The sequence below is a fragment of the Neptuniibacter sp. SY11_33 genome, from assembly GCF_047778025.1.
Classification (GTDB): Bacteria; Pseudomonadota; Gammaproteobacteria; order Pseudomonadales; family Balneatricaceae; genus Neptuniibacter.
In genome coordinates, this window is the sequence record NZ_CP180543.1 from 2699947 (window position 1) to 2721875 (window position 21929).

Genomic DNA, 21929 nt, shown 5'->3' on the forward strand with positions numbered 1-21929 from the left:
AACTGATACTTGTGGATTGCTAATTCACTTTATCTGGCTCGGTTCGTTCAAATTTTTTCTGCGTTAGTGATTGAATATTGTGCGCATCATCAATCGTGATCTGCTCAAACGAGACTTTGGCACCTGGCATCATTTGCGCCATTTTTGCGGTATCTAACGAGAGCATAGAACCAATTTTCGGGTAGCCTCCGATGGTTTGTCGATCATTCAGCAAAACGATAGGTTGCCCGTCTGCCGGGATCTGTATAGCACCATGGCAGATCCCTTCCGATAAAATCCCATCTACCGACGCTTTAACTTCAGGGCCTGATAACCGGTAACCCATGCGATCCGCTCGATCCGTAACTTCATACTCGCTACTAAAAAATATCTGCTTATCGTGTTCGCTAAAAAGATGCTGTTGATAACCGCAGATAACCCGCAAGCGGGTAGATTCATCGTATTGTGGTCGATGATGCTCAGCTAGGCGATAGGTTCTAGCCTCGTTTACTTCTGTACAGTATAGAAAATCATCTTTTTGCAGTTTACCGCCATCTATACCGCCGACACCTTCTCTCATAACTGTCGCGCTGCTGGAGAAACTATGCTCTATTTCAAACCCACCGCTCACGGCTAAATAAGCTCTCGCCCCTTTGGTTGCGAAACCTAACTCGATCCGATCCCCCTGTTGGATTTTTTGAGCATGCCAACACTCTCTTTCCAATCCATTAACCTTAAACGGGATATCTGCTCCAGTCACAACCATGTAGGTATCGACATGGGATTCCAACACTAATCCGCCAACACTAACTTCCAGAAGAGAGCTATTTAGCTCATTGCTTAATAAACGATTAGCCCATTTAAAGGCCTGCGCATCTAGAGGCCCACCGGTCGTTAAACCAATCCGATGATGACCAAAACGGCCTGCATCTTGAATAAGTGTTAGCAGGCCCGGCTGTAATACTTTAAAACCCATTTGGCTCATAACTGTCCGCCTAACGCGAGATATTCGTCTCGGGTAATTGGCTTAAACGTCACTCTATCCCCAACCTTAACCGGCATATTTGGCGTTTGATCCCGCGTAAACATTTCAGTTGGACACAAACCTATCAAATTCCAACCACCTGGTGATTCAGCTGGATACACGGCTGTCTGTCGATCCGCAATAGCTACAGCCCCTTTAGGTACTTTTTGTCTGGGTGTGGATAAACGCGGCGCAGCGATTCTAGGATTGACCTCTCCTAAATAAGCAAACCCAGGGGCAAAACCTATGGCATAAACTCGGTACTCTTGTTGGCTATGAATCTGGATCACTTCATCCACTTCCAAATTCGCATTCTGAGCCAACATCTCAAGATCAGGGCCCGATTCCGGGCTGTAATAAACGGGTAAGGAAACTAGATCTCCCTCCTGTTGTTCAGCTTGATCGAGCTGAGTGAGTAACTTGCGGAGGTGTTTTTTTATTTCCAGATGATCACAGCTAAACAGATCGTAGATCACTAACAAAGAAGCATAGGAAGGAACGAGATCGATAAGCTTATCGGCCAACTCTATCTCTAAGACAGAAACCGCATTTTGCACTTTGGCAGAGGTTTCTGGGCTGGCCTTATCACCAAAATAGATGATCAGCGCATTCTCCCCTGCTACTTCTATTCTCATGACTGGATTAACTCTCGGATCTCTTGGATTGCATTAACACCATCCATATTATCCCCATGTACACACAACGTATCAGCCTGTAATTTAAGTTGATGGCCATTTACGGTTGTGACGCTGCTACTCTCTTTGAGTTGGCGTACTTGAGCCAACATTTTCTCTTTGCTATGAACTGCGCCCGGTAGTGAACGAGACAATAGTTTGCCATCATCGGTATAACAACGATCAGCAAATATCTCAAACCAAAGCTCGATATCTATCTGTTTTGCTTCTTCACGATGCTGTTCCACCTGTGGAGTACTTTGTAACATTAACCTTAAAGGTTTGTGGTAAGCCGCTATAGCACGCATAACATCTTGTCGAATTGAAGTATCCGCCATCATGTCGTTATACATAGCACCATGAGGTTTAACATAAGTAAGCTCTAGTCCTGCACTGGCTGCCATTCCATCTAATGCAGAGATCTGATAAAGCAGCATCGATGTCAATTCATCAGAGCTCACTTTTAGACTACGTCGACCAAAGCCAACAAGATCAGGATACCCCGGGTGCGCACCAATCATGACGTCGTTTTGTTTTGCGAGCGCCAATGTTTTCTGCATAACCAACGGATCACCCGCATGAAAACCACAAGCGATGTTTGCCTGATCAATATGCGGCATCACCGCTTCATCCAGTCCCATTTCCCATGAACCGAAGCTCTCACCTAGATCACAATTTAGCTTTAAACTCATTAAGTATTCCTTAAATCAAAACCTTCAATCACGCCTTGATCAGAAGATGGCAAGGCGGCTATTGGGTAGGTCTGTCACGATCATATGGCCTGGGCTGTGAGTAATACAGAACGAGGGGGTGGCCTGTTCTATTACAACTTGAGGCGTTACCCCACAGGCCCAAAAAACGGGCAGCTCGCCCTCTCTAATTGTGACCGCATCGCCAAAATCAGGGTTGTAAATATCTTTAATACCAATCTCTGTAGGATCACCCAAATGTAAAGGCGCGCCATGGACAGAAGGGAAACGACTACAGATCTGAATAGCTCGTATCGCATCTGCCGCCGTCATTGGCCGCATACTGACAACCGTATCGCCACTAAAACATCCAGCGGGCTTACAAGGGAGATTAGTGCGATACATAGGGACATTAACCCCTTCAGAGATATTTCGGATCTCCAAACCATCCGCCAGAAGCGCTTCTTCGAATGAAAAAGAGCAACCTAGAACAAAGGTAACCAGATCATCTCGCCACAATTCAGATACATCTGGCAGCTCTTCAATTAACTCACCATCCCGATAGACTCGATATTTGGGAAGATCAGTACAGATATTTAGATCTTCCCCTAGGCTCGGCAGCATGAACTCACCTGGATTCTCGGACATACCAATCAGGGGGCAAGGCTTAGGGTTTAACTGACAAAACTGTAAAAAATCACCGGCATAATCTTTAGGCAAAATAACCAAATTACCTTGTACAAACCCCGCCGCCACTCCGGAGGTATTATCTTGGAACTCTCCTCGACGAATCATCTGGCGTATTTGCAATGGTGATTTATCTGAATACATAATTGATCCTATTTCTGCTAAAGCTACATACCAAGTTTAGTCATAGCGTCATATCAGGATGGTACATTTGATCCATGTATCTAAGTATGTACCCGATGTCGAAATAAAGTCACTATTAAGCTGATTTAAAAGTAATTTACTGATCTAAATGAAAGGTCTTACCGCTATTTAGTGCTAAGATAATCAGATAGATAATCAATCCCTTGATACTGTATTCGCATACTAATTCTTACTTAGATGCTTATTGGAAATTTGAACCGGGATCTTTATGAGTCACCTAGACACTCAGGAAGTCGTTAAACAATTAGCCGATCTCACTGGTGCTTTAACTTCTGAGAAAGACCACACTAAACTGCTGGATCGTATTATTTTAGGTTGTATGTACCTTACCAATGCCGATGGCGGTACGCTTTATACAATCAACGAAGAGAATGAAAACGAGCTGAAGTTTACTATTCTCCATAACCGCTCCTTAGGCATTCACCGAAAACCTAGAGACCTCCCGGCGGTACAAATTCACAACGCTCAACAACAAGCGTCCAAGCTGGTAGTGGTACAAACCTTTGTACAACGTGAAACCATTAATATCCCAGACGCTTACACCTGCGATGATTTTGATTTTTCCGGTACGCGCAATTTCGATAAACAACTGAGTTATAGATCGCAGTCTTTCCTCTGTGTCCCCCTGCAGGATCACGAAGGTGAAATTATCGGCGTACTTCAGCTAATCAATGCGATGGATGGTGATGGTAACATCACCCCTTTCCCTGAAACACAACAGCACCTTGTTGAATCTCTCGCTTCATTAGCCGCTGCAGTACTCACCAAACGTCGACTCATCGATGCTCAGCGAATGCTATTTGAGTCCTTTATTAAATTGATTGGCCGTGCGATCGACCATAAATCACCCGTCACAGGTAAGCACTGTGAACAAGTGCCTGAGATCGCTATGTTACTTGCAGCGGCTGTTAATAATGCGACAGCTGGCACTTTCGCGGATCTTAACTTTAATGATCTAGAGATGTACGAGTTACGGATCGCTGCGTGGCTCCATGATTGCGGCAAGATTACGACCCCTGAGTACATCATCGATAAAGCAACCAAATTGCACACGATGTTTGATCGTATAGATCTGGTCGAATCCCGCTTTCGTGAGTACAAGCAGCATCTGCAAATTGAGTTACTACAACAGCAGCTTCAGCTATCGACTGAAGAGTTTGCTTCTGCTGAGCAAAAGTTGGCAGCTCAGCTACAACAACTAGATATCGATTTCGACTTTGTTCGTAAATCTAATACTGGCTCTGAGTTTATGGCTGCGGAAGACAAAGCGCGTGTGGTCAGTATCAGTGAGATCAGTTGGATTGACGGTGAAGGTAACGCTCGTCATCTGCTGACTAAAGATGAAGTGGATAACTTATGCATCAGCAAAGGTACTTTGACGGAGCATGAACGTCAGGTCATGCGTGATCACATCAAAGTTTCAACGGATATGCTTGAATCACTGAACTACCCTAAACAACTTTCGGAAGTTCCTGAGATCGCCTGTAACCATCACGAGCATATGGATGGCAGCGGTTACCCTAGAGGAATTACAGCAGAAGATTTATCAACGCGTGCGCGAATTATGTGTATCGCTGATATTTTTGAAGCCCTAACTTCACCAGATCGTCCTTACAAGAAAGGTATGCTGCTATCACAAGCGATGACTATCCTGGGTCGGATGGTGGAAGATAATCATCTGGATGCCGATCTATTCAAACTGTTTGTCGAAAGCGGTACTTATCTGGATTATGCTCAATCGCATATGACCCCGCGTCAGATCGATGAGTTTGATCCAACATCCCTACCCGGCTTAAATTAAGCGTTTATTTGCTGGTGTGGCTATAAACGCCGCGCCAGCCTGCATTTGGCGGTATGTCCTTAAACTCAGCAATCCTGTGAAGATAGATTCGTGTCATCTTGTCATCTGGATGATCTAACAAGAATTGCCCAAATCGTTCCTCAGCCAAATCCCAATCTTTTTGAACATAAGCGCAAATAGCTGAAGAAAAGAGTTCGATACTAGATTGCTGTTGAGAAGTGCACACTTCACGCAAACATATAGGTTCATAGATATCTACAGGCTCGCTACGACCTTTCACCTGTACTCGATCCAACTTCCGGTAACTATATTCCGGCACTTGAGCTACGACCTCGCCACTGACCAAAAGCGGCGCACCATAATATTTGGTCAAACTTTCTAAGCGAGAAGCAAGGTTTACTGCATCGCCCATAACGGTATAGGCCATACGGAAGCTCGATCCCATGTTGCCCACATTCATTGGGCCACTATTAATTCCCATACCCACATCGACTGTAGGTAAGCCTTCTAGCTCAAGTTGCTTATTCAGTTCTGGCAGAGCATCCAGCATCTTCATCGCTGAATTCAATGCATTACGGGCATGGTGCTCATCTTTTAGTGGCGCGCCCCAAAAGGCCATCACCGCATCACCTATATATTTATCCACAGTCCCACGTTGTTCATGGATAATTTGAGTCATACCTGTGAGATAAATATTCATCAAACGGGTCAACTGTTGTGGATTAAGCTGTTCAGACAAACTTGTAAAACCACGGACATCTGAGAAGAACACACTCATCTCACGGTTTTCACCACTCAGCTGGACACTTTGTGCTTGTTCACTCAACTCTTCCACCACTTCGGGCGGTATATATTGACCGAACTGAGTTGCCAATTGAGCGATATTTCGCGCTTCGAAAAAGTAACCTGTGGTTTGCTGAAAGAGATACAGCACTGATACTAAAATCAAGGTGTAACCTAATGGAATCACCCAGAACATCTGTTGCCAGGCATAAAGGTTTAACCCCACTAGCAGAGCCACCCACACTAATGTAAATAGCGTAGAGGTCAAAACCGAAACTCGAGGAATGATCAACGACAGCAATAAACCACTCACAATCAACTGAATCAGCTCAACCCCTAAGGTGTAATCAGGCTGATGCTGAATGCGTTCGTCTAACATGCCCGACAGAATATTTGCGTGTACTTCTACACCCGAGTATCGGTTACTCATCGGCGTAACGCGCAGATCTAACAAACCTGCAGCGCTCGTACCGACCAAAATAATCGCACCTTCTAACTGATCTGCATCCGCTGTACCGCGAATCACATCAGTTGCAGATATATAGGGGAAGCTACCTTGAGGGCCTCTGTAAGGCACAAGTACCGCACCATGTTGATCTACCGGAATACTCACACCAGCAGCATCCACAGCCACTAGGGCATCTTGCTTACCAGTGGCATCAGATTCAATCACAGCAGTCACGGATTGCTCACCAAACAACGCTAAAAGCATAGAAAGCGCGAGCGAGGGATAGTATTCATCGGCATAACGTTGCAACACTGGTACACGACGATAAACACCATCGGAATCCACCATCGGATTATCAAAGAAGCCGTTCCAAACACTGACACTTTGCAGTTCATTCAGGCTGGAAATAATGCCGTTTGCTTCGGGGATAGGTAACTGATTTAGGCGCTCATCATCACTAATGATCGGATTGCCGGGATGACCAATTTGAAGCTTCTTTAAACTCCGATCAAATAGATAGCCTAGTACGACGGGACGATCTTCAATTGCTTTAGAGAAAATGGCATCCGAATTTAATTTCGCTAACAACTGGTCAAGATTTTGCTCTTCTGACTCCGATGCAAGCTGTTTGAGTTCAGCTAGATCAACACTTTGATCAGCCTCCGAGAAGACCATATCAAAGCCGACAATAGCAACACCATATTGGTCAAATAACTGATCCAACATCAAAGCCAACTTGGCTCGGTTCCACGGCCAGCGTCCCTCGGTTGCTAAGCTTTTTTCATCAACATCGACAATAACAATACGCGGATCTTTTTCCTCGGATAAGAATTGTCTTAAGCGCAGGTCATAAAGGTCGTACTCAAACCGATCTAACAGATCAGGCCGATCACCTTGGATCACAGGGATCAACATCACTAAAGTCAGCACCAAACCTAGAACAGTTCGTATCCAACGTTGTTTCATCGTTTACTCCGCCGTCACTCTGCGCAATTGGTCGAAGTCGATGTCACCCTTGAGCACCTTCTGTATTCCATCCTGCAACAAGCTACGCATACCATCAGAGATCGCTTGTTCACGTATCTCACCTATTGTTGCCCCTTGATAGATCTTTTCTTTCATCTCTGGGGTCGATATCAATAGCTCATGAATACCTGTACGCCCTCGATAACCAGTATGGTTACATTCCTCACAACCTACGGCTTTATAAAGCTTCACCGTATCTCCCATAATCAGCTCACCTGCCTGCTCACCATAACGGCGCAGTAAAAAAGCGATCTCATCATTTGAAGCTTTGTAAGCCTTACGGCAACTTGGGCATAGCGTTCTAACTAAACGCTGTGCTAACACGCCTAGAAGTGCATCTGAAAAGCTCACCGGATCTATACCTAAATCCAGCAAACGGGTAATGGTTTCAGGTGCGGAATTGGTATGCAGTGTGGATAACACTAGATGACCAGTCAACGATGCCTCTACTGCCGCATGAGCCGTTTCCTGATCTCGCATCTCACCAATAAGAATAATATCCGGATCAGCACGCAAGAATGCACGGAGTGCTACAGCAAAGGTAAAACCAGTCTTTGGCTGCATCTGTACTTGCTGCAAGCCAGGTTGCGTAATCTCAACAGGATCTTCTGCGGTCCAAATTTTTTTCTCTGGTGTATTCAGGGTAGCAAGCAATGCATGCAAAGTGGTCGTTTTACCTGAACCTGTAGGACCAACTACCAACAAAATACCATGTGGATTTTGTAGCAGATCCTTGACCCCATTTTGAATAGGCTCAACAAAGTTAAGTTGATCAAAAGTAACTGGCTCACCACTTTGCAACAAACGCATGACCACACCTTCGCCATTAACGGTAGGAATCGTCGCTACACGAACTTCTAGAGGGTGACCTTGTAAACGTACCGCAAACTTACCATCTTGAGGTAAGCGCTTTTCGGCTATATCTAGGCGCGACATAATCTTGATACGCGATACGGTCGCCTTTGCATGTGTCGCGGGTATTTGAATAATATCTTGGCAAACACCATCTATACGCATACGAACATTAGTGGGTGTCCTGCCTTTACCCGGTTCTATATGAATATCCGATGCTCTTAACCGTTTAGCATCCAGCAATACTCGGTTTACCAAGCGAACAACGGTTGAATCTTCCTCAGAGACTTCATCGTTTTCAGAAACAGTCTCATCTATATCCATTTCAGCGCTATCATCAAGCTCATCCAAAATGGTGCTAAGGTTCGCGCTATCCTGTTGACCACCTGATGCAACAACACCCAAATACTGATGAATGTCATCCAATAACCCAACACAGATTTGAGCATCATGCTGACCTACTACATTTTTAATCTCTATTAGCCGTTTGGTGTCATTAGGATCATCAATCAAAATCAGAACTGTTTCACTATTCTGCTCAGACAATAAAACAAGATTGGAGTTACGAAGGTAAGCTTTGTTTACTTTTTCACATAAAGGGTTCAAAAAGTACTTTTCTGGGTTGTAGGCAACAAAAGGAACTTGATAAAAACATTCCAACGATTGACCAATCTGCTGACTGGTTAGCCTAGCGTTATCTCTTAACAAACGCGTTAGTGGAGTTCGAGCATCAGCTTTCTTCTCGAGTTGATCAAATATTTTCTGTTCAATTAAATTTTGAGCTAAAAGGTATTCAAACGGCGTTTCAGTACAACCAAAATCGTAGCGGAATTTTTGTCCTAGCAATTCAGCAAACTGACGCCCTCTTTTTAGATCAATCGCGGAAAAAGATTTACCGTCTCGGCGATTTATTATCTGGATTACACCAAGAAGCACATCCTGGTAAAGAATAGGAAGCACCAGCATAGAGCGGCTGGTGAATTCGATATCTTTTTCAAAGGAAGCATTGAAACGTAAAGATGGATGTATTTTTTCGAGTTCTGTAGGGTCCCTTACATCCTTGATTGTTAGTGCTTTTTTACTAAGCGCAACAAAACCAGCTATAGAAGAGGCTGTAATAGGCACCCGAATTTCAGTTAAATCTTTCCCGGTCTTAAATCGAGAAACAATATCCTTGCTCGAGCGATTTCGTTGGTATACGGTGATACGCAGAGCGTTAAACAAAGCGAGCAATGTCTTTTCGACCAGAGGATAAGCTTCTTCAAAACTCTTAGCCTGATGAATCTTACTCAGCACTTTCGTTAAACGAGAATAAAACTGCTGTGTATCCTTTTCTATCGCTTTTGTCATGCTCTACTACCATAATGTCAGTATTATAGTTTTCTGATTAAAGATAGCCGCACCAGAGGTGGGAAGTGAAGCTCGAAATTCTTGGTTGTAGTGGCGGTATCGGCCATGGTTTAAAAACAACAACATTTTTAGTAGACGATTCCTTGTTAGTCGACGCCGGTACAGGTGTTGAGCTTTTAAAGATGGATCAGATGCTCGCTATTAAAGATGTGGTGATTACACATGCCCATTTAGACCATATCATCGGTCTTCCTCTAATGCTGGCAACAATTTATGACCAGCATAAAACACCCATCAATATTTATGCGCTTCCCGACGTTGTCGAGGCTCTAAAAACTCACATCTTTAACTGGACAATTTGGCCAGATTACACCTGTTTGCCTGAAAATAAACCGATCATAAATCTGCATTCAGTAAACGTCGGTGATCAGCTATCACTTCAAGGTAAAACCATAGAGGTGATGCCTGCTGAGCACCCTTCACCAACCGTTGGCTATTTAGTTTCAGACGGAGCAGCCTCTTTTGCCTTTAGCGGCGATACAGGCATCAATGACGCACTATGGCCTATTCTAAACACTAGAAAACCCGACCTACTTATCATCGATGTATCCTTTACCGATGAAGTTGATGAACTCGCTAGATTAAGCGGCCACCTGACACCAAGTCATCTTGCTAGTCAATTGGAACTATTGAGCCATCCCGCTCGGGTAATGATTACCCACCTTAAACCGGGATTCGAAGATACAATTATGCAGCAGTGTCGCCAAATTTTACCTAGCTGGCAGATCGATCGTTTACACCACGGCGATATTATTAACCTTTAATCACAGTCCCCTTTATTAAGGGGATTGCATTCCTTCTAGCAAAATCGTACCTGAGATAGTACCGGTGGTACCACTGCCTGCGTTTTCGCCTGTCGCACCGTAGCTTGTAACGGCCCCCTGAGCAGCCTCTCCGACAAAATCAATTGTCATACGCCCAGACATATCAGTACTCGCTCCGCAATCACCGCCAGTACATACCCCAGTAAGTTTGACATCACCACCACTTAGAACATTGCTCAAATTCATATTGGCATTTGCATCTTCACGCAAAGCGTAGTCACGACCAGCCACATTGGCTTCAATACCTATTTCTAGTAACTGTTCACTATCAAAGTCCACACGGAAATAGGTACCGCTGTATAGATGACCGCCCGTACCACCGCCACCAACGAAATCATTTAACGATCCCGTAGCTCCAGTCTCAATTTCTGGTTTGGTATATCCTCCGGCGGTAGACTCCAAACGATAAACATAATCGCCAGTTTTAGCAGTGACTACCGATGCAGGTGTTAAGCTATCTGTGTACATAAAGTGGAAGCTGCCAACTGTTTCGGCCTGACCATCATCATCAACGACCGCATAACCACTCCCCCAGCGCCCCCAAGTCACATTGGCACCACCCAGAGTTTTATTATTATTGTCCAATACATTGCCTACACTTGAAGGGCCCGTAAAACTACAAGGTGTACAATCATTTTCAGATGAACTGCTGGTATTAATGTAAAGCAAACCTGTCACCAAATCTCCGGTACCGATAGTATTATCCACAGTTATAGCCGACTGTCCGTCGACAGGAACTCGACCAGAGCTATCATTCAAACCTTTAGCCGGATCATTTTCAGCAAAAGCGACAGCAACTAAGCTTCCCATAGGTGCAGCTTCACCATTGCCTGTTGGGTTTGGCGATGCGAGGACTACCTCTTGATTGTTATTCGTTTCAGCTTGAGGATCCGAAGCAGGAACATTGCCACCCGAGCTATTGCTCGAGGTAGAGGTTGTTGTGCCTAAATCTAATGTTGCTGAAGATTCTTCACCCCCTGTGGTTTGAGAACTGGACTCTTGTGAGGACGACTCTTCTGTTGCTGTACTTTCTTCAGATGTACTAGAAGAGCTTTCTTCTTGCTGTTCCGTCTCGTCTTCTGAGGATTCTTCCGCATCTGATGAATCTGTATTTTCTTCAGTCGCTCCTGTTGAAGCAAGCGTTTTGAACACACTCACAGAACCACGTGGGCCCACTAAACTAAAAGAGCGACCCGTAGCGATATCGCGGCTTCCACCTTGCTTAGCTGCGACATTGATTTTACCTTGGTTTACAGAACCTGTAATACGCTCCCCTGCTTTATTCACACTAAAGTCAGTACCTCGAATACCAATAGTGGCAACCACAGCATCGAGCTTGTAATCTTCTTTATCTACTTTGCCGATTTTACCTGAGATGGTACGCATACCACCTTTTAAGAGCTTATAGATCGCTTTACCATCTTCAGGATTGGCCTCGTCAAAACGGTATTCATCAATTTTAAATTCTGTATTCGGCTTTAACGACAGTCGAGATCCATCCGTGAAACGAATCTGTAAACGCCCCTTAGCACTGGTTTTCAACAGATCATTGGCAAAAACATCCGCCTGACGTTTTAACGCACGCTGATCACCTGCGGTCGATACCGCCACATTCTGACCAAAACTAAGAATAACCTTACCAACACTCTCAGTAGCTTGTGAAAAGCTACTGACTAAGAGCAATAAAGAGGTAAATAGAAAGAGCTTCATAGATGATCACCTCATTGGAAGTTATAGCGCAAACCAAGCATGACCTGCTGACGGTCATACTCATAAAGCTCTATATTTGAATTTGATTTTGTAAAGCTGTAGTTACCTAACAGAGTCCAAGAAGGACCAACAACCCACTCTAAGTTTAGATTAGCTAACATATATTTATCATGACGCTTCACATCATAGATCCAATCATTACCAGCGTATTCACTATCTTGGTAAGTAATGGAGGGTGTAAATTTCAGATTATCTAGAGGGCTAAACTGGACACCAACATTACCGCCAAAGAAAACTCGATCTACTTGTCCATCAGACAGAATATTGGATTCATCCGGTGTTTCGTTACCGATGAAGCCCCCCACAAAATAAAGTGGTTTCCACGCGCCAGTTCCTGCATATAGGTAGTTCACCCCTGCGTTCAACTGGATAGCATCTTTCCAATCTGAATCGTCATAAACTAGTGAATTAGCCCCTACGAAGAATTTAGCAACCGAGTTACGACTAACTTGTTTGCTCCACTGACCAGTAACACCAAACAGATCACGATACTGTTTACGATCTAACAAATATTTTTGGAAAGAGAAGTTGATTTGGAACTGCTGATCATCCATTTTCCAAAGATGGCCAGCATTTAAACTTATGTTCTTATAATCTTGCTCTTCCTCAGTGTGGTAAAAACGCATATCTGCATTTGCGCCAAAAAGAAGTGCAGCATCGGGGCTATAGGCGTGTTCAATGAAACCACCTAAGCGAACCTGATTAAACTGATCATCTCTACCAAGCGCATCATTACTTAAAATTACCACATTGGTTTGATCATCAGGTCCAGCATTCAAGTTACTGTCATAACCAGCCCAAACTTCGACAAAGCTTGTAAATTTAGTTGGAGGAACCGTAGTTTTCTTATCAATAAGGGAGAGGTATTGATCTATACGATTGGCAACGTTCTTCGGCGGGCTAATTTGTTTAACTTGTAGGAATAACTGCTTGGCTTTATCGAACTGATTTAATAAATAATAACCTCGGGCTAATTCCAGCTTAGCTAAAAAGTTATGAGGCTCTAAAAAGATGACCCGTTCGAGTGCAAATACACCTTCACTTACACGCTTACTATCGATCGCAGCAACCCCATATTGCATATCGAACCCCGGATCACCTTCCAGACTCTCTAGGTTAGATAAAGCCAATTGATAGGCTTGGTCATATTTGCCCTGATCAACTAAATTTTTCAGATCAGTGACGGTGTCGGCCACTACAAATGAGGATAAGCAGTAAAGACCTGCAGCCAAATACTTAGGTAACTTGCTCACTCTTAACACTCTCCCAGCTTAAGAGGATATAAAAATTCAAACATTATCAATGTTTTGGGAATAGTGCTATCTCATGTCCATACTATTCATAGGAATTTAGTATATAGATCAATTAAGGGTAAGTATTTGGACCGCTATTTGACGGCGGTGGGTTAGACCCACCTTGACTAGGGCTAACATCCAGATTCAAATTAAGCTTTTCATTCGCATCTAATGCTGGAATCTGACTATTCCCAGCTCCGGACATTAAGTCAGGCCCCATATCTTGGAGTAATTCAAACAATTTGAAAGGGGTTTGGCGGATTTTCAGGTTGCTACCATCTCCACCAAGAAAGAAATATCGCCCCATCTGAATCGGCGCCTTTATCGATTTATTACCGACAACGATTTCACCCTCTAGAACATATCCATAAAGGCCCTGTTGCGCCCTCGTTGTTTCCTGACAGGTTTTATCGCAATAGAATAATGTGTAATGAGTTCCCCTAACCCCAATAGTCGCTATAGGCGTACGAACCTCATAATTCTCTTTGTTGTTATCGCTGATTGCCCCCGTTAAAGTGCGCAAACCACCTTTTAAAAGGCGATAAACCGATTTACCGTCCTTTGGGCTGTTTTCATTAAAACGGTATTCTTCAACATTAAAAAGAGTGTCTGGTCGTAAAGACATTCGCGACCCATCCGTAAAACGAATCTGCAAACGCCCCTTAGAACCAGTAGAAATACTATCAAGAGAGTATATTTCAGACTTACGCTTCAACGGCCTAACATCCCGTTCAGGCAATTGCGCTGTATTACTACCCACACTTAAGAGTACGTGACCCGCTTTATCCGCAGCCATCGCACTATTTGTACAAACAAAAGCAACAACTAACGGTAGTAACCACTTAATCATCGGCTTAACTCCCTTTATAAACTGCAAGTCACTAATACAAACCATATATTGGTTTATTTTTAGTGTAGCTAAGCTTTATCTAAAAGATAAAAACCCAAGCCCCTATCGGCCTTAATTTACAAAAGTGTGCTGTTTCAGAGTCTGTAACTCATCGCGATATTTAGCAGCCAACTCAAATTCGAGGTTTTTCGCCGCTTCATACATTTTATCTTCGATCTTAGTAATCGCTTTAGATAGCTCTTTTGGTGATAATTGTGCAGCATCTCCCACTTGATATTCAGCAGCCTGCTCAGCAACCTTTTTGGCGGTACGAGAAGCCTTACGACCAGGTACGGTACTCGCCCCTTCCATAATATCGGCCACCGATTTACTGATACTTTTCGGCACAATTCCATTCGCTTCGTTAAAGGCGATCTGCTTTTGGCGACGACGTTCGGTTTCATCCATAGAGCGCTGCATCGAACCGGTAATCTTATCGGCATACAAAATAGCCCTGCCGTTGACATTACGTGCGGCACGGCCGATTGTCTGAATCATCGATGTTTCGGAACGTAGGAATCCTTCTTTATCCGCATCCAAAATTGTAACCAGAGACACCTCTGGCATATCTATACCCTCACGAAGCAAGTTAATTCCAACCAATACATCAAACTCACCAATCCGGAGATCACGAATAATTTCAACACGTTCAACTGTGTCTATATCCGAATGCAGATAACGTACCCGGACATCATGTTCATCCAAATAATCGGTGAGATCTTCCGCCATACGCTTGGTTAACACAGTAACAACAACACGCTCTTTCTTAGCTACCGTTAACCGTATTTCAGACAGAAGATCATCTACTTGTGTGGAAGCAGGACGGACTTCGACAATCGGATCAACCAATCCAGTTGGCCGAACAACCTGTTCTACTACTTGCTGCTGATTAGCCGCCTCATATTTACTTGGCGTCGCTGATACAAAAATCATCTGCGGCGACTCACGTTCCCACTCTTCAAACTTCATCGGACGGTTATCCAATGCCGAAGGCAGACGGAAGCCGAACTCTACCAATGTCTCTTTACGCGAGCGGTCACCTCGATACATTGCACCGATTTGTGGAACAGTTACGTGAGATTCATCCAATACCAGTAAGGCATTATCAGGAAGGTAATCAAACAAGGTCGGCGGTGCCGCGCCAGGATCACGACCTGATAGATAACGCGAGTAGTTTTCGATACCAGAGCAGTAACCTAACTCCATGATCATCTCCATATCATAGAGGGTGCGCTGTTCTAGACGCTGAGCTTCGACGAGTTTATTGTTTTCCCGCAATTGCTCCAGACGCCCACGAAGCTCATCTTTAATCTTATCCACTGCTGCCAGCAGGGTTTCACGAGGTGTTACATAATGGCTCTTAGGGTAGATGGTTGCACGAGGCACACGGCGTAATACTTCACCCGTTAACGGATCGAAGTAACTGATCCCTTCGATCTCTTCATCGAACAATTCAAGGCGAATCGCTTCTTTCTCAGATTCCGCCGGAAAAATATCGATAACATCTCCACGCACTCGATAATTACCACGGTGCAGCTCGACATCATTCCTCGTGTATTGAAGCTCAGCCAGACGACGCAAAATCGCTCGTTGATCAATAATTTCGCCGCGATCCACATGAAGCATCATGCCTAGATAGGATTTTGGATCACCCAAACCATAGATCGCGGAAACAGTCGCCACAATGATGGCATCATCTCGTTCTAACAGCGCTTTAGTTGCGGATAGACGCATCTGCTCAATATGATCGTTTATCGATGCATCTTTCTCGATGAAGGTATCGGAAGAAGGCACATAGGCCTCCGGTTGATAGTAATCGTAATAAGATACGAAATACTCAACCGAATTATCCGGAAAGAACTCTTTAAACTCCCCGTATAACTGGGCCGCTAAAGTCTTGTTATGGGCCATGATAATGGTAGGGCGCTGAACTTGAGCAATCACATTCGCAATAGTGAACGTTTTACCCGACCCCGTTACCCCCAAAAGAGTTTGTGAGGCTAATCCGCTATCGATGCCATCAACTAACTCTTTAATAGCCTGCGGCTGATCGCCTGCGGGCGTAAACTTCGAGTGGACTTTAAATCGTTCTTTCATTCTGCGACCCAATTTCGAGCAAAGCTGAGCATTATATCTCAGCAGCTGCTACTTTTACTTGCATAAATACGTATTAAAAAGACCGCTATTAAGAGAAAAAAGTTTCCTTTAATCAATTTATTGATCTGAAAAGGTATTTTTTCGCTCAAACAGGATTCATGCGGGCTATTGTTTGCTGTATCATGTGCGGGTTTGGAAACTCCCTGCTAACACAATACTTAAAGCGGGATTTCTGCTGATTAATGTCGGTATCTGCACTGCAGATATTCTTATCGAGGAACTTAGGCTTGAACGTTCAACTTTCAGACCGCGTCAACAACATCAAACCTTCTCCAACGCTGGCGGTTACTAACCGTGCAGCTGAACTGCGCGCGGCAGGTAAGAACATTATTGGCCTGGGCGCTGGCGAGCCCGATTTTGATACTCCGGATCATATCAAACAGGCTGCCATCCAGGCGTTGAATGAAGGTTTCACAAAATACACCGCTGTAGATGGTACACCGGCATTAAAGACAGCCATTATTAACAAATTCAAGAACGATAACAGTCTTGAATATGCAGCTAACCAAATTCTTGTTTCTTGTGGCGGCAAGCAAAGCTTCTTTAACCTATCTTTAGCCCTGCTAAATGAAGGTGACGAAGTCATCGTACCAGCACCTTACTGGGTATCTTACCCAGACATGGTAAAAATGGCGGACGCTGTCCCTGTGATCGTAACGACAACTCAGGAACAACGCTTCAAGATGACTGCTGAGCAACTAGAAGCAGCAATTACAGATAAGACACGCTTAGTTGTACTTAACAGCCCTTCAAACCCAACAGGTGTTGCTTACACACTGGAGGAACTGAAAGCGCTGGCTAAAGTGCTACTTAAACACCCGCAAGTACTGGTTGCGACTGATGATATGTATGAGCACATCCGTTTTAACGATGAGCCATTCGTAAACATCCTTAACGCTTGCCCAGAACTGTACGAGCGTACAATCGTACTCAACGGTGTATCCAAAGCTTACTCTATGACAGGCTGGCGTATCGGCTATGCAGCTGGCCCGCTTGCATTGATTGGCGCAATGAAGAAGATCCAATCGCAGAGTACGTCTAACCCAACTTCGATTGCACAAGTTGCAGCGCAAGCAGCACTTGAAGGCTCTCAAGATTGTGTAGCTGAGATGGTTGTAGCATTTAAAGCACGCCACGAATATGTTGTTAACACACTAAACAGCATCAACGGTGTTAGCTGCATCCCTGCTGATGGCACGTTCTATGCGTTCCCAAGCTTCCAAGAAGTGATCGATAACGATGATCGTTTTGCTAACGATATCGAATTGGCTGAGTTCCTTCTAAACGAAGCGGGCGTTGCGCTTGTACCCGGTTCTGCATTTGGTGCGCCAGGTAATATGCGCCTATCTTTCGCAACTAGCATGGAAGTGCTAGAAGACGCATTGGGTCGTATCAGTAAAGCACTAGAAGCTTAAGCAAATTCTGGATAAGAAAAACCGAGCCTCAGCGCTCGGTTTTTTTCTGCCCAATGAAAATTTATTGATATCTGTACTTTTCTTAACATGAACAGGAACCTTATCATCTTAAGTGACTCAGATATTTGTTCACTGTTTTGGAGACTCGTTAATGTTGGACAAATTAACTTGCCTTAGCCGTTCTGCTTTTTTCTGGCTAAGCTTAATTTTCATCGGCGTCAGCATGGAGGCAGTAGCCCTCTATTATCAATACGCTTTGGACTACTATCCTTGTGTCTTGTGCATCCATATTCGCATCTGGCTTTTCGCTCTGATTATCGTTGCTATATTCGGCCTTTTTACGCGTAAGCATGGATGCCTGAGTAGACTAAGTCACTTGCTAACACTCGTTGTCGGTATTGGACTCGTAGAACGCTCATGGAAAACCCTAGCAGTGGAACGCAACTGGATTGTGGATAGCTGCAGCATGGACAGTGGTCTGCCTAACTGGTTTGCGCTTGATCAATGGATCCCATCAGTTTTTGCTCCTTGGGAACCTTGCGGATATACCCCTGAACTACTGTTCGGCATCACTATGGCAGAAGGCTTAATGGTATTTTCTGCACTGTTGGCAGTAACAGCCGCCGCTTTCTTCGCACTGCAGTTTAGATCAAGACAATCTAGCTAACTTAATAACTACTAAAAAGGCGAACACGAAAATAGTGCTCGCCTTTTTTATTGGTAGCTAGGCATAAGCTTGAAATTTTTCGTCTAGAGGAGTCTGTGCTATGTAATTTACATAGTTACTCATCACCTTTTGCGACAATCCCAAAATTATCCCAAGTAGATGCTTTTGCTCATAACCAGCTGAGAAGAAAGCATCAAGCTGCTCATCAGATATACGCCCCCTCTCACGAACAATAGTCAATGTTGTGTCATGCAATACTTGTAACTTTTGAGTAGGTAATGCTGTTTTGTTCCTTAGCGCCTCATTTACAGCTGGATCCACTTTCATCATGTCAGCAATCAAGCTATGCGCTGGCACACAATACTCGCAGCCGTGTTCAACATTAATTGTCTGCCAAACTACGGTTAGCTCAGCTGCATTAAAGTCTGTTTGCTGGAACAAGGTATGCAACTGCTGATAGGCTTCCAGCACAACAGGCTCTTCACCTAACACGGCATGCAGGTTTGGAATCATGCCAAAATTTTTCAACGAGTTTTCAAACAGTGCTTTAGTCCCTTGAGGGGCTGATTCCATAGTATGTAATTTGAATTTACTCATCATATCTCCATTTACTAATCGATTTAGCCTTCGCTAGAACGCTTTCCCCACAAAAACAGATCAAGCCAGCCATATTTGAACAACTGTTCACATTTGAAACCATAACTAGAACTGAACACTTGTTCAAGATAAAATATGAACAAATGTTCAAAAAGTTAAATTTCTATGGTTAATACCGTCAAATATGATCGTGAACAGGTGATTCAGAAGGCTACGGATCTATTTTGGGAAAAAGGATTCCATGCTACCTCAATGCGTAATATCCAAGAGTGTATAGATATGCGCCCCGGTAGTATTTACGCTTGCTTTGGCAGTAAAGAAGGTATATTCAAAGAGACGCTAAACTTCTATACCAACACCATGCTGGAGCGATTAGAAGGCTTCAAAGTGGGTCACTCATCTCCCCTTGTAGCCCTGAAAGAGTTTATTTTTACTTCAGCACTAGATTGCAATCAGAATCGTCCAAACGAGATGTGCATGCTGGTAAAAACCATCTCTGAGCTCAATTCCGAAAATACTGAACTCCTCGAAGAAGCTCGTAAATTGATGAAAGTAATGGAAAATGCGTTTGCTAGCTTGCTACTTCAAGCACAGCAGCAAGGGGAATTAGAAAATCAGCAAGATGCTAACCGCCTTGCGCGCTTTTTACAGATGCAGCTGATCGGAGTTCGTTCTTACTCAAGGGTGAATAATCAGGCTGAAATAAAAGATCTGATCGAAGATGCATTTAGCTGTTTGAACTGAACACCCCTAGCCACGCAATATTGTCACTAAAAGTAATGCAAGAAGCCGCTAAGCACTCAAGGTTTAAATAAGCTGAGTGCTTAACTAACGAACTGTTAGCTCCTTTCACTGAACGCCAATTTCATCCCTAACAGAGCAAAGCTACCTGCAAACAGCTTTTGCATCATCTGGCTAATTTTTTCAGACCCTACAACAAATTCGCTAAAGCGCCCTGCCAAAAAGCCATAAATCACAAAAACCGCAAAGGTCATCAGCATAAAGATAAGGCCCAACACAAACATATTCATCAATGGCGAGCTAACTTCAGGTGAAACAAACTGTGGTAGAAAGGCGAGAAAGAAGATCGACAATTTAGGATTTAAGATATTGATTAAAAAACCTTTCATAGCAATAACACTATATTTGGTACCTTCCTCTTTCTGATCTAATGCAAGAGAGGACGAAGAGCGCCACATCGACCACGCTAGATACAAGAGATATGCAACACCAACAAACTTAACGATCTGAAAGGCCATAGCACTAGCATGAAAGATTGCTGCTAATCCTAAAACACTTGCTAAAAGCGATGGCACAATGCCGATCGTACAACCAAACGCCGCAAATAAGCTTGCACGTTTACCTATAAATAACCCGGTAGCCACAGTGTATAAAACACCTGTTCCGGGAATAAGTACTACGATAAGAGAGGTGATGAAAAACTCGAGTGAGACCATTTCACGATACCAATTAAATCTGATTAGCTTGGTCTGGATCATACGCGCTCATAGATATTAAAAACAAATAAACACGGTACATCAGCAAACTCGAATTTTTTACTTTTCAATTCTTTACACATTATTACATTGTTAACTGAAAACAGATCTTTAGAATAGGCTTTCCCTACTTCTAAAGACTAAGATCGGACTTCCTATGTTTAAGAAAAATTATCTGGCTGTATTTATGCTTTGTGTGGCTGCTTTTCAAGTCAACGCTCAGGGTATGCCTGCTGAGGTAGTGACCGTCAAAACTCAAACATTGGATAAGAAGATCTCTGCCATTGGTACTCTGCAAGCCAACGAATCTATTATGCTTCGTCCAGAACAAGGCGGTCGTATAGAAAAGATTCTTTTTAAAGAAGGCCAACAAGTAGAGCAAGGAACCCCACTATTCAAGCTAGATAGCTCTATCTATGTGGCTGAGCTAAAAGAGGCACAAGCACGTGTCCAATTAAGCCGAACAGATTATGACCGTGCTCGAAGTTTGTTGAAGAAGAAAGTAGGCTCTGTACAAGAACGTGACAGCAGTTTAGCCCAACTGCGTGTCGACCAAGCGCAAGAAGCCTTAGCGCAAGCGCGTTTAGATAAAATGACCTTAAACGCTCCCTTTACCGGTTTTACAGGCTTGCGTTTGGTAAGCCCTGGTGATTATGTCAATCAGGGTGAAGATCTAGTCGAACTGACTGATTTAAGCACAATGAAGTTAGATTTCCGTGTGCCTGAGATTTATCTATCCGAGCTACAACCGGGTCGTCAACTTAACATCAAAGTCGATGCTTTACCGGGCGAACAAATCGCCGGTGAGGTATACGCGGTGTCTCCAAGCTCTGACAGTAGCGCCCACAACATTCAGGTGCGTGCGCAAATCCCAAATAATGAAGGCATATTACGTCCAGGCCTTTTTGCGCAAGTAGATCTACTAGTTGACCAACAAACAACTGTGGTTATCCCTGAGCAAGCCATCATTCCTAAAGATGGCGGCTTTTTCGTGATGACAGTTCAAGAAGGTAACGTGGCGATGGCTCCAGTGACTTTGGGACAACGCCGCCCGGGTATTGTGCAAATCATATCTGGCCTTGAAGAAGGTTCAGTTTTGATTACTGCGGGGCAAATTAAATTGTTCCCAGGTATGCCTGTAACACCGATCTTTACCGATGGCACTCAGCCAGCTAAAACTGAACCAACCCAAGAAGAATCACAGCCTCAAGAAAGTAAAACTGAAGGACAGGATAAGTAATT

Annotated in this window: 18 protein-coding genes; 6 read left to right on the forward strand and 12 right to left on the reverse strand. The window is 43.9% G+C overall.

Translation table 11 applies throughout. From position 1 onward, the window contains the following. Positions 1-19: 19 nt before the first annotated feature. From ACMXYV_RS12710 to ACMXYV_RS12725, 4 genes are read right to left on the reverse strand one after another with little or no spacing between them, the layout of a single operon-like run. A complete protein-coding gene (locus ACMXYV_RS12710) occupies positions 20-964 on the reverse strand; it encodes a biotin-dependent carboxyltransferase family protein (protein WP_415888844.1) in 945 nt (314 codons plus the stop codon). Further along, complete coding sequence (pxpB, locus tag ACMXYV_RS12715; protein ID WP_415888845.1) at positions 961-1638, reverse strand: 5-oxoprolinase subunit PxpB; 678 nt, start codon at positions 1636-1638, stop codon at positions 961-963. Before pxpB ends, ACMXYV_RS12710 begins: the two co-directional genes overlap by 4 nt. Then, complete coding sequence (locus ACMXYV_RS12720) at positions 1635-2369, reverse strand: 5-oxoprolinase subunit PxpA (protein WP_415888846.1); 735 nt, start codon at positions 2367-2369, stop codon at positions 1635-1637. The genes pxpB and ACMXYV_RS12720 overlap by 4 nt, the downstream gene beginning before the upstream one ends. A 39-nt stretch (positions 2370-2408) precedes the next feature. Next, positions 2409-3197: a putative hydro-lyase gene (locus ACMXYV_RS12725; protein ID WP_415888847.1), complete on the reverse strand. Its 789-nt coding sequence runs from the start codon at positions 3195-3197 to the stop codon at positions 2409-2411. A gap of 268 nt (positions 3198-3465) precedes the next feature. Here ACMXYV_RS12725 and ACMXYV_RS12730 point away from each other — a divergent pair, with 268 nt between their 5' ends. Further along, entirely contained in the window at positions 3466-5058 is a 1593-nt protein-coding gene (locus ACMXYV_RS12730) for a GAF and HD-GYP domain-containing protein (RefSeq protein ID WP_415888848.1), read from the forward strand. Between the two features lie 4 nt (positions 5059-5062). Here ACMXYV_RS12730 and ACMXYV_RS12735 read toward each other — a convergent pair whose 3' ends face one another. Both ACMXYV_RS12735 and ACMXYV_RS12740 read right to left on the reverse strand, forming a co-directional pair. After that, on the reverse strand, positions 5063-7255 hold the full coding sequence (locus ACMXYV_RS12735) for a CHASE2 domain-containing protein (protein ID WP_415888849.1): 2193 nt from the start codon (positions 7253-7255) through the stop codon (positions 5063-5065). 3 nt (positions 7256-7258) lie between these two features. Continuing rightward, a complete protein-coding gene (locus ACMXYV_RS12740; protein ID WP_415888850.1) occupies positions 7259-9517 on the reverse strand; it encodes a GspE/PulE family protein in 2259 nt (752 codons plus the stop codon). Positions 9518-9582: 65 nt separating this feature from the next. Here ACMXYV_RS12740 and ACMXYV_RS12745 point away from each other — a divergent pair, with 65 nt between their 5' ends. Then, positions 9583-10341, forward strand: coding sequence for an MBL fold metallo-hydrolase (locus tag ACMXYV_RS12745; RefSeq protein ID WP_415888851.1), 759 nt, complete (start codon positions 9583-9585; stop codon positions 10339-10341). A 15-nt stretch (positions 10342-10356) separates the two neighbouring features. Here the strand turns inward: ACMXYV_RS12745 and ACMXYV_RS12750 are convergent, their stop codons facing one another. From ACMXYV_RS12750 to uvrB, 4 genes are all read right to left on the reverse strand, one after another. Then, positions 10357-12111, reverse strand: a complete 1755-nt coding sequence (locus ACMXYV_RS12750) for a FecR domain-containing protein (protein ID WP_415888852.1) — start codon at positions 12109-12111, stop codon at positions 10357-10359. A gap of 11 nt (positions 12112-12122) precedes the next feature. After that, positions 12123-13424, reverse strand: a complete 1302-nt coding sequence (locus tag ACMXYV_RS12755; protein ID WP_415888853.1) for a surface lipoprotein assembly modifier — start codon at positions 13422-13424, stop codon at positions 12123-12125. Positions 13425-13536: 112 nt separating this feature from the next. Further along, positions 13537-14316, reverse strand: coding sequence for a FecR domain-containing protein (locus tag ACMXYV_RS12760; protein WP_415888854.1), 780 nt, complete (start codon positions 14314-14316; stop codon positions 13537-13539). 111 nt (positions 14317-14427) lie between these two features. Further along, entirely contained in the window at positions 14428-16452 is a 2025-nt protein-coding gene (uvrB, locus tag ACMXYV_RS12765; RefSeq protein WP_415888855.1) for an excinuclease ABC subunit UvrB, read from the reverse strand. Between the two features lie 287 nt (positions 16453-16739). Between uvrB and ACMXYV_RS12770 the strand changes: the two genes are divergently transcribed. Together ACMXYV_RS12770 and ACMXYV_RS12775 are read left to right on the forward strand one after the other, a co-directional pair. Next, complete coding sequence (locus tag ACMXYV_RS12770) at positions 16740-17927, forward strand: pyridoxal phosphate-dependent aminotransferase (protein ID WP_415888856.1); 1188 nt, start codon at positions 16740-16742, stop codon at positions 17925-17927. Positions 17928-18078: 151 nt separating this feature from the next. After that, a complete protein-coding gene (locus ACMXYV_RS12775) occupies positions 18079-18594 on the forward strand; it encodes a disulfide bond formation protein B (protein ID WP_415888857.1) in 516 nt (171 codons plus the stop codon). Positions 18595-18651: 57 nt separating this feature from the next. On the opposite strand, the gene ACMXYV_RS12780 is transcribed toward ACMXYV_RS12775, so the two are convergent. Then, positions 18652-19191, reverse strand: a complete 540-nt coding sequence (locus tag ACMXYV_RS12780; protein ID WP_415888858.1) for a carboxymuconolactone decarboxylase family protein — start codon at positions 19189-19191, stop codon at positions 18652-18654. A 165-nt stretch (positions 19192-19356) separates the two neighbouring features. Between ACMXYV_RS12780 and ACMXYV_RS12785 the strand changes: the two genes are divergently transcribed. Further along, positions 19357-19935 (forward strand): TetR/AcrR family transcriptional regulator, encoded by a 579-nt coding sequence (locus tag ACMXYV_RS12785; protein WP_415888859.1) that lies wholly within the window; start codon positions 19357-19359, stop codon positions 19933-19935. 95 nt (positions 19936-20030) lie between these two features. Here the strand turns inward: ACMXYV_RS12785 and ACMXYV_RS12790 are convergent, their stop codons facing one another. Next, positions 20031-20690, reverse strand: coding sequence for a LysE family translocator (locus tag ACMXYV_RS12790; protein ID WP_415888860.1), 660 nt, complete (start codon positions 20688-20690; stop codon positions 20031-20033). Positions 20691-20844: 154 nt separating this feature from the next. Between ACMXYV_RS12790 and ACMXYV_RS12795 the strand changes: the two genes are divergently transcribed. Beyond that, positions 20845-21927 carry an efflux RND transporter periplasmic adaptor subunit gene (locus ACMXYV_RS12795; RefSeq protein WP_415888861.1) on the forward strand — a complete coding sequence of 361 codons (1083 nt, stop codon included), beginning with the start codon at positions 20845-20847 and terminating at the stop codon, positions 21925-21927. Positions 21928-21929 lie beyond the last annotated feature (2 nt).